This is a genomic window from Gemmata obscuriglobus (assembly GCF_008065095.1).
Classification (GTDB): domain Bacteria; phylum Planctomycetota; class Planctomycetia; order Gemmatales; family Gemmataceae; genus Gemmata; species Gemmata obscuriglobus.
Window position 1 is genome coordinate 6,980,369 of record NZ_CP042911.1, and the last position, 12,491, is coordinate 6,992,859.

Genomic DNA, 12,491 nt, shown 5'->3' on the forward strand with positions numbered 1-12,491 from the left:
TCACGTTCAACACGAACTCCTCAGCCGGCCCGGCGCCAGAGCATCAGCTTCACGGCGCGGATCACGATCCCCCGCGGCGCGAACCGCTCCAGAAACAACAGCATCCGGTTCCGCCAGCCCGGCACGACCATCCGCCGGCCGGCCTTCATCGCGCGAAGCCCCACCTCCGCAACCGCGCGAGCGCTGAGCGCCTGGCCGGCACTGAACCCGCCGGTCGCGGCCCCCGCGACCGTCAGGAACTCCGTCGCCACCGGCCCGGGGCACAGAGCCGTTACCGTCACGCCGGTCCCGAGCAGCTCGCTGTGCAGCGCCTCCGAGAACGAGTTCACGTAAGCCTTGGTCGCGTAGTACACGGCCATGAACGGCCCCGGCTGGAACCCGGCCACCGACCCCACGTTCAGCACGCGCCCGCGGCCCCGCGCGACGAGTTCCGGGAGGAACAGGGCGGTGAGTTCGGTCAGCGCGGTCACGTTCACCTGAACCATCCGGAGGAGCTTCCCGGGGTCGGCCCCCGCGAACGCGCCGATGTCGCCGAACCCGGCGTTGTTCACCAGCACCTCAATGCCGCCCCCCGCGGCCCGCACCGCCTCGAACAGGTGCCGCGCGGCCCCCGGCTCGGACAGGTCCGCGGGGAGCACGCGACACACAGCCCCGTGCGTTCGTGTCAGCTCCGCCGCGAGCGCCTGGAGCGGTTCGGTCCGGCGGGCGGTGAGAACGAGGTCGTGGTCCGGCGCGAGGAGTCGCGCCAGCTCGGCGCCGATCCCGGCGCTGGCCCCGGTCACGAGCGCGACCGGGCGCGCCGCGGGTGCAGTGGACATAGTGGTGGGTTCGGGTGGGTGCGGTAGCGCGGGCGTTACGACACATTAGCCGGTTCGGGCGCCGGCGGCTCGTCTGCTGGTGGTCCGTCGACCGGTTCGTCGACCGGTTCAAGCGGCGGCAGGGCCGAAGCCGCGACGAGGAAGATGTCGCCGGTCGGCTCGGGCTGGTCGAGCCCCAGCCCGTGGTGCCGGATCAGTTCGAGGACGGCGAGGAAGATGCCGATGAGCCGCGGTTTGGTGTGCGGCGGCGGGAACGCGTCCCGGAACGGCAGCCGCCCGCCGGCCGCCGCGACCCGTTCCAGGAGTTGCGCCTCGTGGACGTGTTGCGGGGTGTCGTCGACCGCGATCGTCGCGGGCTGGAGCGCCTGGGTCTCGCGCATGAGCCGCGCGAACGCACTGACCAGGTCCCACAGCTCCACCGCGCGCACGTTCGGCGTGCGGTCGCGGACCGGGTTGGGGTCGGGCGGCTCGACCCGCGCGAGCCGCCCCGCCGCCTCCTCGGCCCGCGCCTCGAGCGCGGCGGCGGCGTCCTTGAACTTCCGGTACTCCAGCAACTGCCGGACGAGTTCGCGCCGCGGGTCCGGCTGGTCGTCGGGCGCGAACTGCGCGTCGGCCGGCAGCAGCGTCCGGCTCTTGATCTCCATGAGCGTCGCGGACATGACCAGGAACTCACCGGCGAACTCGATGTCAAGCTCTTTGACCGCCAGGACGTAACCGAGGAACTGCTCGGCAATGGCGGCGATCGGGATGTCGAGAACGTCCACCTCGTTCCGCTTGACCAGGTACAGAAGCAGGTCGAGCGGGCCGTGGAACGCATCGAGCCGGACGAGGTGCGACATACCGCCGCAACATAACACCCCGCGCCGGAATGTCCAGGCGGGTAGGAATCGCGCGTCCCACGTCGGTTATTCTTCGGCCTGATTCGGCACCGGAGGTCCGATTACATTACTCTGGTAATTGTAAAAGACTGACGCATGCGACCGGCTCACGAGTGCGAGACCGGGCCGTTGTTGTTCACTCCGGGGAGCGCGGTTACGTCGGCCACTGAATTCCGTCGCGGGCGCGAAGAAGTTCTACCCTGTTCTTACTTGCCGGACCTGAAATTCGCTGCGCCGAGTTCTATGGTCCCAGTGAACATCTACGTGACCTGCCCCCCTCAGGCCGACACTCATGAACCAGCTCCTCGACGCGGTCCCGACCCGAGCCCACGAGCGCCGCCGCTCGGCCCGCTTCCAGCCCGCGTTCGGCACCGTGTGCCGGGTCGGCCCCGCCAACGCCCGCCGCACCAGCGGGCTCGTGTGGGACCTGTCCGCGACCGGCGTCAGCATGTTGATGGCGGACCCGCCCGCGGAAGGTGAACTTGTGCCCGCCGAACTGGTCATGGAGGTGGGCACGGAGCGGCTCACGGTGGAGCTCATCGTCGTCCACGTGCGCCCGGTTTCGACCGGCGACTACTTCGTCGGCGCCCGGTTCGAGCGGTCCCTGTCGGCCGACGAGATGGCACCGTTCGTGACGCCGGACGCCTCACGCCCGCTGCCCGCCGCGCCTCTGAGCGCTTGACGCGTACCGAAGCCAGTGGTTTCAAGTTCCAGGTTCCAAGCTCCAAGTGGAGTCCAGTAGTTTCAAGTTGGCGGTGTTAGTGCGCCACCCGCCTGCTGACGCAGGCGGTTCGACCGTGGCTCGTCGAACCGCCTGCGTCAGCAGGCGGGTGTAACGTGGGTGTGCCCGGGGTCCGCGATTGATCTCATCAAGGCGGTCGCCAACTTGAAACTACTGGAATCCGGTTGAAGAGTGCCGCACGACCGTTCCCGGGGCGAAGCGGCCCCTTTCTGCGTTCGGTTAAGACCTTGGCTCGCGGCGTCAGACGCGGTCCACCAGCCCGGTCGCGAGCGCGGACAGTGCGGCGCTCTCGATCTGCCGCACCCGCTCCTTGGTGAGGCCCAGCGCCTCCCCGACTTCTTTGAGCGTTTTGGGCTCTTCCCCGCTCAGCCCGAACCGCAGCCGCAGCACGTCCGCGTCCCGCGGGTTCAGCCGGTCGAGTTGCTCGAACACGAGCTTGAGTTGCTCCGCCGCGTCCGCGTCCGAGCCCGAGTCGCGCGTGTCCGGGATCAGCCCCTCCAGCCCGCCCTCGGCGTCGTCCGCCTGCGTCCCGGCGCCGGCCACCTTGAGGGCCAGTTGTACCATCGCCAGCTTCCGCCGCGACAGCCCGAGGTGCCCCGCCACCTCCTCCGGGGCGGGCGCCCGGCCCAGTTCGTCACCCAAGGCGGCAGTGGCGCGGCGCCAACGGGCCACCAGCGCAGCCATGTACGTGGGCACCCGGATCGTGCGGGCGGTGTTCACGATCGCGCGCTGGATGCTCTGCTTGATCCAGAAGCTGGCGTAGGTGCTGAACCGGGTGCTCATGCCCGGGTCGAACCCCTCGACGGCGCGCAACAGGCCCATGTTGCCCTCGGCGACCAGGTCGTCGAGGGAGAGCCCGCGCCCGGTGTACCCGCGGGCCAGGTTCACGACCAGCCTCAGGTTGGCGCGGACCATGCGGTCCCGCGCGGCCGGGTCGCCGTCGAGAATGCGGCCGCCCAGCTCGCGCTCCTCGGTGGCGGACAGGAGCGGGGTGCGGTCGATCTCGCGCAGGTAGGCGGACATGGCGGTGCCGCCGGGAGCAGAGATGCCCATCGGTTTCTCCGGGCCGTCGCGCGGGCGCATCGGGCGCCGCGCCGCAGTTGATTGAACCAGAGCCGGTCGCGTCACGCAAGGGGCCACTTCGCAGCATTCTCCGTGCCCGGCCGCGGTCACGGCCGTGGGCCGCGCGCGACCCACGGCCGCACGTCCACCCCCAGCATCCCGGCGCGCCGGGCCGCTTCCAGCCCGATGTCGGTGTCCTCGAACACCACGCACCGGGCCGGCTCCGCGCCCAACCGCCGGGCCGCCTCCAGGAACACGTCCGGGTCGGGCTTGTGGCGGGCCGTGTCCTCGGCGGTCACGATCGCGTCGAACCAGTCCCGCACGTTCAGCCGGTCCAGGGTCCGGGTGATGGTGTCGCGGTACCCGCCGCTGGCCACCGCGATCGGCACCTTGCCGCGGTGCGCCGCCGCGATCATCAGCACCGCCTCGACCGGCTCCACCGCGTCCAGGAACGTCAGGAACGTGTCCTCCTTCTCTTTCACCATGCCGTCCACGTCCGGCACCGCGACGCCGGACTCGCTGGCGAGCACCCGGATGATGCTGGCGGTGGGCATCCCGCCCATCGCGTAGAACCGCGGCTCGGGGAACGGGATGCCGTACCGGCCCAGGAGCGCGAGCCACGCCTTGTAGTGAGCCGGCATCGTGTCCGCGAGCGTCCCGTCGCAGTCGAAAATGAGGGCGGCGGTGCCCGGGGGCGGGGTCCAAACGTGGGTCTGCATGTCGCGCTCGTGGCGTGCGTGGTAAGGCGGTCCTACGGACCAGTTTACCCGCCCGCGCCAACTTGTCGGGCCGGTTCGGCGTCATATCATTGTGATTCGTCCAACTCGGCGAAGCCGCCCGCTCTGCATCCACACAGGCCGCAACACGAACGGACGAACATGCAGACGCCCGCGATCGACGTTCAGAATCTGTGCAAGAACTACGGCCCGGTCCAGGCCGTGGACAACATCACCTTCCAGGTGCCGCACGGCGAGCTGGTCGGGTTCCTCGGGCCGAACGGGGCCGGGAAGTCCACCAGCATGCGCATCCTGACCACGTGGCTGCCCGCGTCGAGCGGGTACGCGCGGCTCAACGGCTACGACGTGATGTACGAGTCGATGCAGGTCCGCAAGCACATCGGGTACCTGCCCGAGAGCGTGCCGGTGTACGGCGAGATGCGGGTGAGGGAGTACCTGACGTACCGCGCCAAGCTGAAGGGCGTGGACCGCCGCGGCCGCGCCGCCAAGATCGACGAGTGCATGGCCAAGGGCCGCGTGCAGGGCGTCGCGAACCGGCTCCTCAGCACCCTCTCGAAAGGGTACCGGCAGCGCGTCGGGCTGGCCGACACGCTCCTGGCCGACCCGCCCATCCTGATCCTCGACGAGCCGACCAGCGGCCTGGACCCGGTGCAGATCGGCGAGACGCTGGCGACCATCAAGGCGCTCGGCGGCCGGCACACCATCCTGTTCTCGACGCACGTGCTGCCGGAGGTCGAGCGGGTCTACGACCGCGTCATCATCATCGACAAGGGCCGGATCAAGTTCGACGAGACGAAGAAGGCGATCGAGGGCCGCGAGGCCACGTACCTGCTGGAGGTGCGCGGCCCGGCCGACGCGGTCGCCGGGTTCCTCCGGGAGCAGCCCGAGCTGGCGGCCGTGGAGGCCAAGCCCGTCGAGCCGGACCTGACCGCGTTCGAGCTGAAGGCCCGCGACCGGAAGGACCCGCGCGAGCTGCTGGCGGCGCGGGTGGCGGCGAAGGGCTGGGGCCTGCGCCGGGTGGAGGTGCAGCGGCCGAGCCTGGACGCGATCTTCAACGACGTGGTCCGCCGCCGCGAGACGGTCGCGGTCGCCCCGGCGACCGAACCCGCCGCGGCCCCGGCGGCGTAACAGGTTCGGCGGCGGGCGCCCGCGCGACCCGCTGTTCGGCCCTGGGTTCCTGTCTTCTGTCCTCTGTCCTCTGATCGAGCGGCGAAGAACCATGAGCAGCACCCCGCCCGCGACGACCGACTCGCCCGCGCCGCCCTCAGCCGCGGCGGTGCCGCTGCCCGGCCCCGTCGAGGTGTCCGGCCCGTCCGAGCTGACGGCCGAGGGGCCGGCGCTGGCGCGGCTGATCGGGTTCGTCGGCCTGTTCCTGCTGGTGCTCGGCACGGTCGTGGTGGTCGCCACCCGCGCCACCGGGCAGGCCCGGCTCCTGCCCGAAGGGTGGGGGTTCCTGTTCGCCGGCCTCGGCGTGGCCATGATGCTGTACCACGCGGTCACCGACGGCGAGCAGGAGGTGCGCCGGATGTACGGCCTCCTGGCCGCGACGCTGTTACTGGTGGCGCTGGTCGCGGCCGTGCTGCCGGGCGCGCCCAAGGGGAGCCCCGACAAGGTGATCGGGCACTACTTGCTCCCGTGGGGGCTCACCGGCGGGTTCCTGGCGCTGCTGTTCGCGATCCCGTTCGTGCGGCACGAGACCGACGAGCTGTTCCGCTCGATCGGGCTGAACGGCATCCTCGCGGTCGGCTCGCTGCTGTGCGTCGGGGTGCTGGTGAAAGGCGTCCAGGACCCGGACTGGCTCGCGGGCACGGGGCTGGCCCTGGCGGTGCTGGGGCTCAGTTTCGTCGCGGCGTACCTCGGGCAGGTGAACACCGACGAGGGCGCCGGGTACACGGTCGCGTTCGCGCTCGGGGCGGTGGGGGCGGCGGCGGCGCTGTACGCGGCCGGGCGGGCGGCGTTCCCGGCGGTGCTGTACGACGGCCCGTCGGTCCTGCGGAACGAGTTCCAGGCGCTGGACGTTTGGAAGGTCGCGGGGCGGGCGGGCGTGGTGCTGGCGGCGCTCGGGCTGGCGGCGCTCGGCGCGCTGGGCAAGTTCCCGGTCTGGCTCCGCGCGTCCCTCGCGGCCGTCGGGCTCACGACGGCCGCGGTGTTCGTCCTGGCGAGCACGAAGGCGGTGCTGACGCAGCCGCCGGCCCCGTTCCTGGTGCCGGGCGGGCTGCTCATCGGCGGGATCGGGCTGGCGTACCTGGTGCTCGCCCTCGGGGTGTGTTCGGACGCCCAGTTCGTCACGCTCACCCGGCGCGAGTTCTCGGGGTACTTCTACTCCCCTATCGGGTACCTGGTGCTGGCCGGAATGGCGCTGATCCACTGGGCCGGCTACGTCATGTTCGTGAACGTGCTGTCGAGCGCGACGATGGGGGGCCGCGAGCCGATGCCCGAGCCGATCGTGCGGAACTACATCTTCGCGCTGTTCCCGGTGATCGGCGTCACGGTGCAGGTGGCGGCGCTCACGATGCGGCTGTTCGCCGAGGAGAAGCGGAGCGGCACCCTGGAGGTGCTGTTCACCGCCCCGGTCAACGAGTGGGTCACGGTGGCGAGCAAGTTCATCGCCACGTGGACGTTCTTCATGCTCTGCTGGCTGCCGGTCGGGCTGTTCCTGATCGCGCTGCGGATGGAGGGCGGGGCGCCGTTCGACTACCGGCCGCTGCTGGGGTACTACGTGGCGCTCGGGGCCACCGGGGCCGCGTTCGTGGCGATGGGGTTGCTCCTGTCGGCCCTCACCAACAACCAGATCATCGCCGCCATGCTCACGTTCCTGGGCATGCTCGGGTTCCTGCTGAACTACTTCGTGGCGGCCATGAACGTCGGCCTGAACCCGACCCTGATGGCGTTCCTCAACAAGCTGTCGTACCTGCGGCTGTGGAGCACGGCGCTGGGCGGGCAACTGCCCGTGCGCGACGTGATCCTGTGGCTGTCGCTGGCCGTCTTTTTCCTGTTCACCTCGGTCAAGGTGCTCGAAGTGCGGCGGTGGCGCTGAGCCCCCCGCCCCGGACCCGAAGTGCCCCGAACACCCGACACCCCTGAACCGCCATGCAACCGACCAGCCCGACCCCGCCCGCGGCGCGCCCCGAACCGGTGACCGAACTGCTCCGCACCCAGCGGCAGAACGTCGGTTACCTGCTCCTCGTCGCGTCCGCGGTGTGCCTCGCGCTCACCGGGTGGCTGGCCCTCAAGACCAGCCGCATCTCCGCCCCGGTCGAGGCGACGAAGGGCGAAAAGGACAAGGACAAGCTCGACAACCCGTTCGCCCGCACGTCCGAGCTGTCGCAGCCGAGCCGCACCGACTACATCATCGGCGCGCTGGTCGCGTTCGCCGGGTGCGTGTCGCTCGGCGGGGGCGGCGCGTACCTGCTGGCCGGGCGCCCCAAGCCCACCGTCGAGGAGCAGCGCACCGAGGCCCGGCAGGTGGTGCTGGTGCTCGGGGCCGCGCTGGGGGCGGCGCTGATCGTGCTCGGGGCCTTGTACTTCTACAGTTGGAGCGAGAGCCTCACCAAGTGGCTCGACCAGGGCGAGCGGGCGGAGTCCAAGTGGGTGCTCACGCCGCTGCTGATCGTGGTCCTGGGCGGGGGGCTGATGTTCGCCGCCGCCCAGCCGGCCCGGGCCGAGGAGCGCAACAACGCCCGCGTCCGCCAGTTCATCTACGGGTCGAACTTCGGGCTGACGGTGCTGATGCTGTTCGTGGTGCTGGTCATCGTCAACGTGGTGGTCGCGCTGCGGGTGCCGAACAAGCTCGACACCACCCAGACCGGGATGTACACGCTCAGCCCGCAGACCAAGCAGGTGCTGGAGGCCCTGGAGCAGCCGGTCCAGGCGTACTCGATCTTCCAGGAGAACGACCCGGTCGCCGAGGACCTGAACCGGCTGCTCGCGAACTGCCAGGACTCCGCCCGCGGCAAGTTCCGCGTGACCCTGCTCAACCCGGCGCTGAACAAGGCCGAGATCGCGAAGCTCCGGTCCGAGTACCCGCAGGCCGAGCTGAGCCGCGAGGGGCTGCTGCTGGTGGCCGGGGGCGAGGGCGACCGGAACCGGCACTCGTTCCTCCGGGCCGACGAGTTCGAGGAGAGCAAGCCCGACGCCCAGGGGCGGCCGGTGCCGGTGTTCAACGGCGAGCCGAAGCTGCTCCGCGAGCTGCTGTTCCTGGCCGAGAACAAGCAGAAGCCGAAGGTGTACTTCACGCAGTCGTCCGGCGAACTGGCGCTGGCCGGCGGCGCGGACCGGCGGCGGTCGGCGGCCGGGCTCAAGGCGTACCTGGAGAAGAACTACTTCGAGGTGGTGCCGCTGAAGGCCGACCCGGGCGCCCCGACGCGGGTGCCCGACGACGCCGCCGCGGTCGTGATCGCGGACCCGACCGCGACGCTCCCGCCCGCCCTCTCCGACGCGATCCGTGACTACATGACGCGGACACTGCCGGACGGCCGCAAGGGCAAGCTGGTGGTGCTGGCCGGGCAGCAAGCGGGGGTCGACGGCAAGCCGCTGGTGACCGGCGTGGAGCCGGTCCTTCAGACCTTCGGCGTGCGGCTGTCCGACCGGTTCCTGTACGCCACCCCGGACGACGAGTTGGGCGCGCTGGACCGCGCGCGGGGCACCCGGGTAATGGTGGGCCGGCTGACCCAGCAGGCGGTGGACGCGCGCAACCCTGTGGCCCTGGGATTCAACCGGATGTCCGCGCTGGCGCTGGTGGACTGCCGCGAGCTGGCCGCGACCCCGGGCGGTAACACCCAGGCGGTCACCGTGTTCGTGAGCGACCCCGGGCGGCAGACGTGGTCGCCCGCCCGCTACGAGCCCGACCCGGCCCGCGCGTGGACCGAGTTCAACCAGCGGGTGAACCGCATCCTCGCGGGACCGGGCACGCTGGACGAGAAGCGCCGGGCGGCCCAGCCGCTCGTGGCCGAGATGCAGATCCGCGACGAGCCGCGGGCCCTGGTGGTGTTCGCGTCCGAGGGGCCGACGGCCCGGGTCGCGGTGTTCGGGTGCGGGTGGTTCGCCAGCGACGACGCCGAGCGGACCGCCAGCGACCGGTTCGGCAGCCGCAACGCCACCATCTGGCTGGACCTGATGGGCTCCACCCTCGACTGGGTGCGGGACCGCCCGACCGTCAGCGCGAGCGAGAAGCAGTACACGGTGTACCAGTTGCAGCCCGGGTACAGCAGCATGCGGCTGGTCTGGGTGCCGCTCGGATTGGCGCTGGTGTCGGTCGCCGGGCTCGGCGCCGGCGTGTGGGTGGTCCGCCGCAAGTGAGCCGCGCCCGGGGCACCGCTCTCCCGCGCCCCGCCGCGCAACACCACGTCGTCCGGGCGACAGACGAAGCCGAGCCGAGCACGGACCGGTCGTGCGTTCTCCCTTACGCGAGCGGGTAAAGGGGAACGCGCGGCCGAGCCCCGCCCGCGCCGCGGGGCCGAGCAGTAGCAGCGCCGCGGGCGGAACGCGCCCCGGCCCGACCATCTCCTGGTGACACGAAGCCGCAGCGCCAGACGCACCGACCGCCACGGGGGCAACCGCCGATGAACTTCCGCCTGACCGCCATCCTGTTCGGGATCGTTTTTGTAATCGGGGTGGTCCTGCTCATCCTGTCGTTCGACGCCCCCGACACCTCACCCACCGGGGTGCTGGTGGCGGAGCTGGACACGGCCGGCAAAAAGTCCGACGACGTGGACGAGATCGAGTTCGAGCGCCCGGGCGCCGAGCCGCTGCTCATCAAGCGCACCGACAAGGACCGCAACACCTGGCAGATCCAGAAGCCGATCGTCGCGCCGGCGGACGCGTCCCGCGTGCAGCCGGTGATCGTCGCGCTGCTGAAGGCCAAGCCCACCACCTACGCGGGCAACACCGGCAACCCGGCCGCCCACGGGCTCGAGCCCGTGGGCCTGAAGGTGACCCTACGGGCCGGCGACAAGTCCTCGACCGTCAACCTCGGTGACGTCACTCTGGGCGACAAAGGCGTGGTGTTCGTCACCACGTCCGCGCAGCCGAAGCGGTCGATGGCGGTGCGCCGGGACGACCTGATGGCGCTGTTCCGCGAGCCGAAGGACGGGTCGGCTGCGGCGCTCGCGAAGTGGACCGCCGACTACCGCGCCACGGCCGTGTTCCCGGGTAGCACGGAGGACGTGGCGAGCGTGCGGCTCGAACTGCCGAACAAGAAGCAGGCGCTGGCGCTGACCCACACGCCGAGCGGGACGTGGACGTTCGACGCCCCGGCCAACTGGGGCGACGCCGATGTCGAGGGCGATGCGGTCCCGCTGCCGGGCACGTTCACCGGCGTGCGGCGGCTGCTGGGCGCGCTCACCAGCCTCAACGCGGCGACCACGGCCGACTTCATCGACCAGCCCAAGGACCTGAAGGAGTACGGGCTCAACGCCGACAACCCGGACCTCGTGAAGGTGGAACTGAAGACGCGAGACGGGCAGTCGGCGACGGTGTTCCTGGGCAAGCGTGAAACGGCCCCCGCGGCCCCCGCGGTGCCGGGCGCCGCGCCGCAACCCAGCTCGAAGGTCTACGCGCGCGTCGAAGGGGTGTCGGGCGTGATCCGGGCCACCGCGGGCGACCTGACCGGGCTGACCGGGGTGATCGCCGACCCGGCGCCGCTCCGCGACCGCACCCTGGTGAACGTGGACCGGAACAAGGTGGACGGTATCGACATCGCGCTGCCGGGTCAGCCGGTCACGAAGCTGCGCCGGTCCGGCGGGCCGGTGTGGCGGCTGTACGGCTCCCCGAACGACCCGCAGCCGGCGTTCGGCGCGACGGTGGACAAGTTCCTCGACGTGGTGCTCGCCCGGCGCACGGTCAAGGACTTCCCGGCCGCGGCGACTTTCCCGGTCGCGGCGACGGTGTCGGTGTGGGCCGACGGGTTCATCCCGACCGCGGACCCGAAGGCCGAGCCGACCAAGAAGGGCGAGCCGATCAAGCTGGAGTTCGGCCCGCGGGAGGGCGATTCGGTGCGCGTCCGCCGTTCGGTTCCGGGCCAGCCGCCGGTGGAGTTCATCCTGCCGGCCCAGGTGCGGGTCGGGGCCGGGCTGGACGCCGCGGACGTCGAAGCGGCGGTGAAGAAGACGCGGCTGGATCTGCTGGACCCGTCGCTGCCCACCTTCGGCTCGGACGCGGTCACGACGCTGACCGTGAGCGGCGCGAACGGGTTCACCGTAACGAAGGACGAGAAGCCGGACCCGGCCACGAAGGAGGTGCTGTGGCGGTACACGGCCCCGGAGGCGAAGAAGGGGCAGGTGGCCGACGCCAAAACGCTTGACGGGCTGCTGCAACTGCTGAGCACGACGCAGTCGGTCACGCGGTTCGTGGACGAGTCGCTCGACGCCGCCAAGCCGGACGAGGCCAAGAAGCTCGAGGAGTACGGGTTCCTGCCCGGCCCGCGGCTGAAGGTGGTGGTGGGCCTGAGCCCGTCGTCGCCGGACAAGGAGCGGGTGTACGAGTTCGGAAAGGACGCCGCGGACCCGAACTTCGTGTACGCGCGGGTGGGGGGCCGGGGTGCCGTGTTCACGCTCCCGCGGCTGGTGTTCGATCGGTTCATGACCCCGGACCTGCGGGACCGGTTGGTGCTGCGGGCGGTGCCGGCGGCGGCAGTGAACAAGGTGGAGCTGCGGGGCTGGGGCGACGCCGGGTTCGTGACCGAGCTGACCTTCGAGAAGAGCAAGGAGGGCGGCTGGGTCGCGACGAAGGCGCCGCCCGGGTACGCGGCGGACCCGGCCAAGGTGAGCGCGTTCGTGGACATCCTGACCCGCGAGCGGGCGAAGACGTTTGAGAAGGGCGTCCCGGAGGGCAAGCACGGGTTCGGCGACCCGAAGGCGTCGCTGCAGGTGATCCTGCACTGGCCGGCCGGCGTGGTGTCGCTGAACCTGGGCGCGTCGCCGGACAACGGCGCGTCGTATTATGTGTGGTCGGGCTGGCTGCCGAAGAGCGACCCGGTGTTCACGGTCGACGCCGCCCTGCTCAAGCCGTTCAAGGAGAAGCCGGGCGGGTTCGCGAAGTGACTCCCCAGCAGGCCGGCAGAAACGTCCCGGGGGCGGGCAAGGGATGTGATCCCTTGCCCGCCCCCGGGACGTTTCTGCCGGCAGTCGCCGCGCGGGTGGCGGTAAGTTACGAACGGATTCCGGGGCTCTCGTTCGCGCGGTCGTGCGGCGCCGAAGTCGGTCCGCGCGACCGTCTGGCTGGGAGCCCGACGTGCGGTGCCGCAAACGCGCCGCCC

At 71.1% G+C, this 12,491-nt stretch carries 9 protein-coding genes; 5 read left to right on the forward strand and 4 right to left on the reverse strand.

Annotation, left to right across the window (positions count from 1 at the left end; genetic code table 11):
- Window positions 1-20 precede the first annotated feature (20 nt).
- Together GobsT_RS28830 and GobsT_RS28835 are read right to left on the reverse strand one after the other, a co-directional pair.
- Window positions 21-818: an SDR family NAD(P)-dependent oxidoreductase gene (locus GobsT_RS28830; RefSeq protein WP_010045631.1), complete on the reverse strand. Its 798-nt coding sequence runs from the start codon at window positions 816-818 to the stop codon at window positions 21-23.
- Window positions 819-853: 35 nt separating this feature from the next.
- Window positions 854-1,657 (reverse strand): segregation and condensation protein A, encoded by an 804-nt coding sequence (locus GobsT_RS28835; protein ID WP_010045632.1) that lies wholly within the window; start codon window positions 1,655-1,657, stop codon window positions 854-856.
- Window positions 1,658-1,988: 331 nt separating this feature from the next.
- Between GobsT_RS28835 and GobsT_RS28840 the strand changes: the two genes are divergently transcribed.
- The gene (locus GobsT_RS28840) at window positions 1,989-2,378 is read left to right on the forward strand and encodes a PilZ domain-containing protein (protein ID WP_010045633.1); all 390 of its coding nucleotides are present in this window, start codon (window positions 1,989-1,991) and stop codon (window positions 2,376-2,378) included.
- A 300-nt stretch (window positions 2,379-2,678) separates the two neighbouring features.
- On the opposite strand, the gene GobsT_RS28845 is transcribed toward GobsT_RS28840, so the two are convergent.
- Together GobsT_RS28845 and GobsT_RS28850 are read right to left on the reverse strand one after the other, a co-directional pair.
- On the reverse strand, window positions 2,679-3,491 hold the full coding sequence (locus tag GobsT_RS28845; RefSeq protein WP_232068426.1) for a sigma-70 family RNA polymerase sigma factor: 813 nt from the start codon (window positions 3,489-3,491) through the stop codon (window positions 2,679-2,681).
- 116 nt (window positions 3,492-3,607) lie between these two features.
- Window positions 3,608-4,219 (reverse strand): HAD family hydrolase, encoded by a 612-nt coding sequence (locus GobsT_RS28850; protein WP_010048196.1) that lies wholly within the window; start codon window positions 4,217-4,219, stop codon window positions 3,608-3,610.
- Window positions 4,220-4,378: 159 nt separating this feature from the next.
- Between GobsT_RS28850 and GobsT_RS28855 the strand changes: the two genes are divergently transcribed.
- From GobsT_RS28855 to GobsT_RS28870, 4 genes are all read left to right on the forward strand, one after another.
- Window positions 4,379-5,365 carry an ABC transporter ATP-binding protein gene (locus tag GobsT_RS28855; RefSeq protein ID WP_010048195.1) on the forward strand — a complete coding sequence of 329 codons (987 nt, stop codon included), beginning with the start codon at window positions 4,379-4,381 and terminating at the stop codon, window positions 5,363-5,365.
- A gap of 91 nt (window positions 5,366-5,456) precedes the next feature.
- Window positions 5,457-7,274, forward strand: a complete 1,818-nt coding sequence (locus GobsT_RS28860) for an ABC transporter permease (protein ID WP_010048194.1) — start codon at window positions 5,457-5,459, stop codon at window positions 7,272-7,274.
- A gap of 53 nt (window positions 7,275-7,327) precedes the next feature.
- Window positions 7,328-9,535, forward strand: a complete 2,208-nt coding sequence (locus tag GobsT_RS28865; protein ID WP_010048193.1) for a DUF7088 domain-containing protein — start codon at window positions 7,328-7,330, stop codon at window positions 9,533-9,535.
- Window positions 9,536-9,798: 263 nt separating this feature from the next.
- The gene (locus GobsT_RS28870) at window positions 9,799-12,276 is read left to right on the forward strand and encodes a DUF4340 domain-containing protein (RefSeq protein WP_010048192.1); all 2,478 of its coding nucleotides are present in this window, start codon (window positions 9,799-9,801) and stop codon (window positions 12,274-12,276) included.
- The last annotated feature ends 215 nt before the right edge of the window (window positions 12,277-12,491 follow it).

Coding starts and splice junctions, on each gene's coding strand:
- GobsT_RS28865 (WP_010048193.1), top strand. CDS start 7,328: ATGCAACCGACCAGCCCGACCCCGCCCGCGGCGCGCCCCGAACCGGTG.
- GobsT_RS28870 (WP_010048192.1), top strand. CDS start 9,799: ATGAACTTCCGCCTGACCGCCATCCTGTTCGGGATCGTTTTTGTAATC.
- GobsT_RS28835 (WP_010045632.1), bottom strand. CDS start 1,657: ATGTCGCACCTCGTCCGGCTCGATGCGTTCCACGGCCCGCTCGACCTG.
- GobsT_RS28845 (WP_232068426.1), bottom strand. CDS start 3,491: ATGGGCATCTCTGCTCCCGGCGGCACCGCCATGTCCGCCTACCTGCGC.
- GobsT_RS28830 (WP_010045631.1), bottom strand. CDS start 818: ATGTCCACTGCACCCGCGGCGCGCCCGGTCGCGCTCGTGACCGGGGCC.
- GobsT_RS28860 (WP_010048194.1), top strand. CDS start 5,457: ATGAGCAGCACCCCGCCCGCGACGACCGACTCGCCCGCGCCGCCCTCA.
- GobsT_RS28855 (WP_010048195.1), top strand. CDS start 4,379: ATGCAGACGCCCGCGATCGACGTTCAGAATCTGTGCAAGAACTACGGC.
- GobsT_RS28840 (WP_010045633.1), top strand. CDS start 1,989: ATGAACCAGCTCCTCGACGCGGTCCCGACCCGAGCCCACGAGCGCCGC.
- GobsT_RS28850 (WP_010048196.1), bottom strand. CDS start 4,219: ATGCAGACCCACGTTTGGACCCCGCCCCCGGGCACCGCCGCCCTCATT.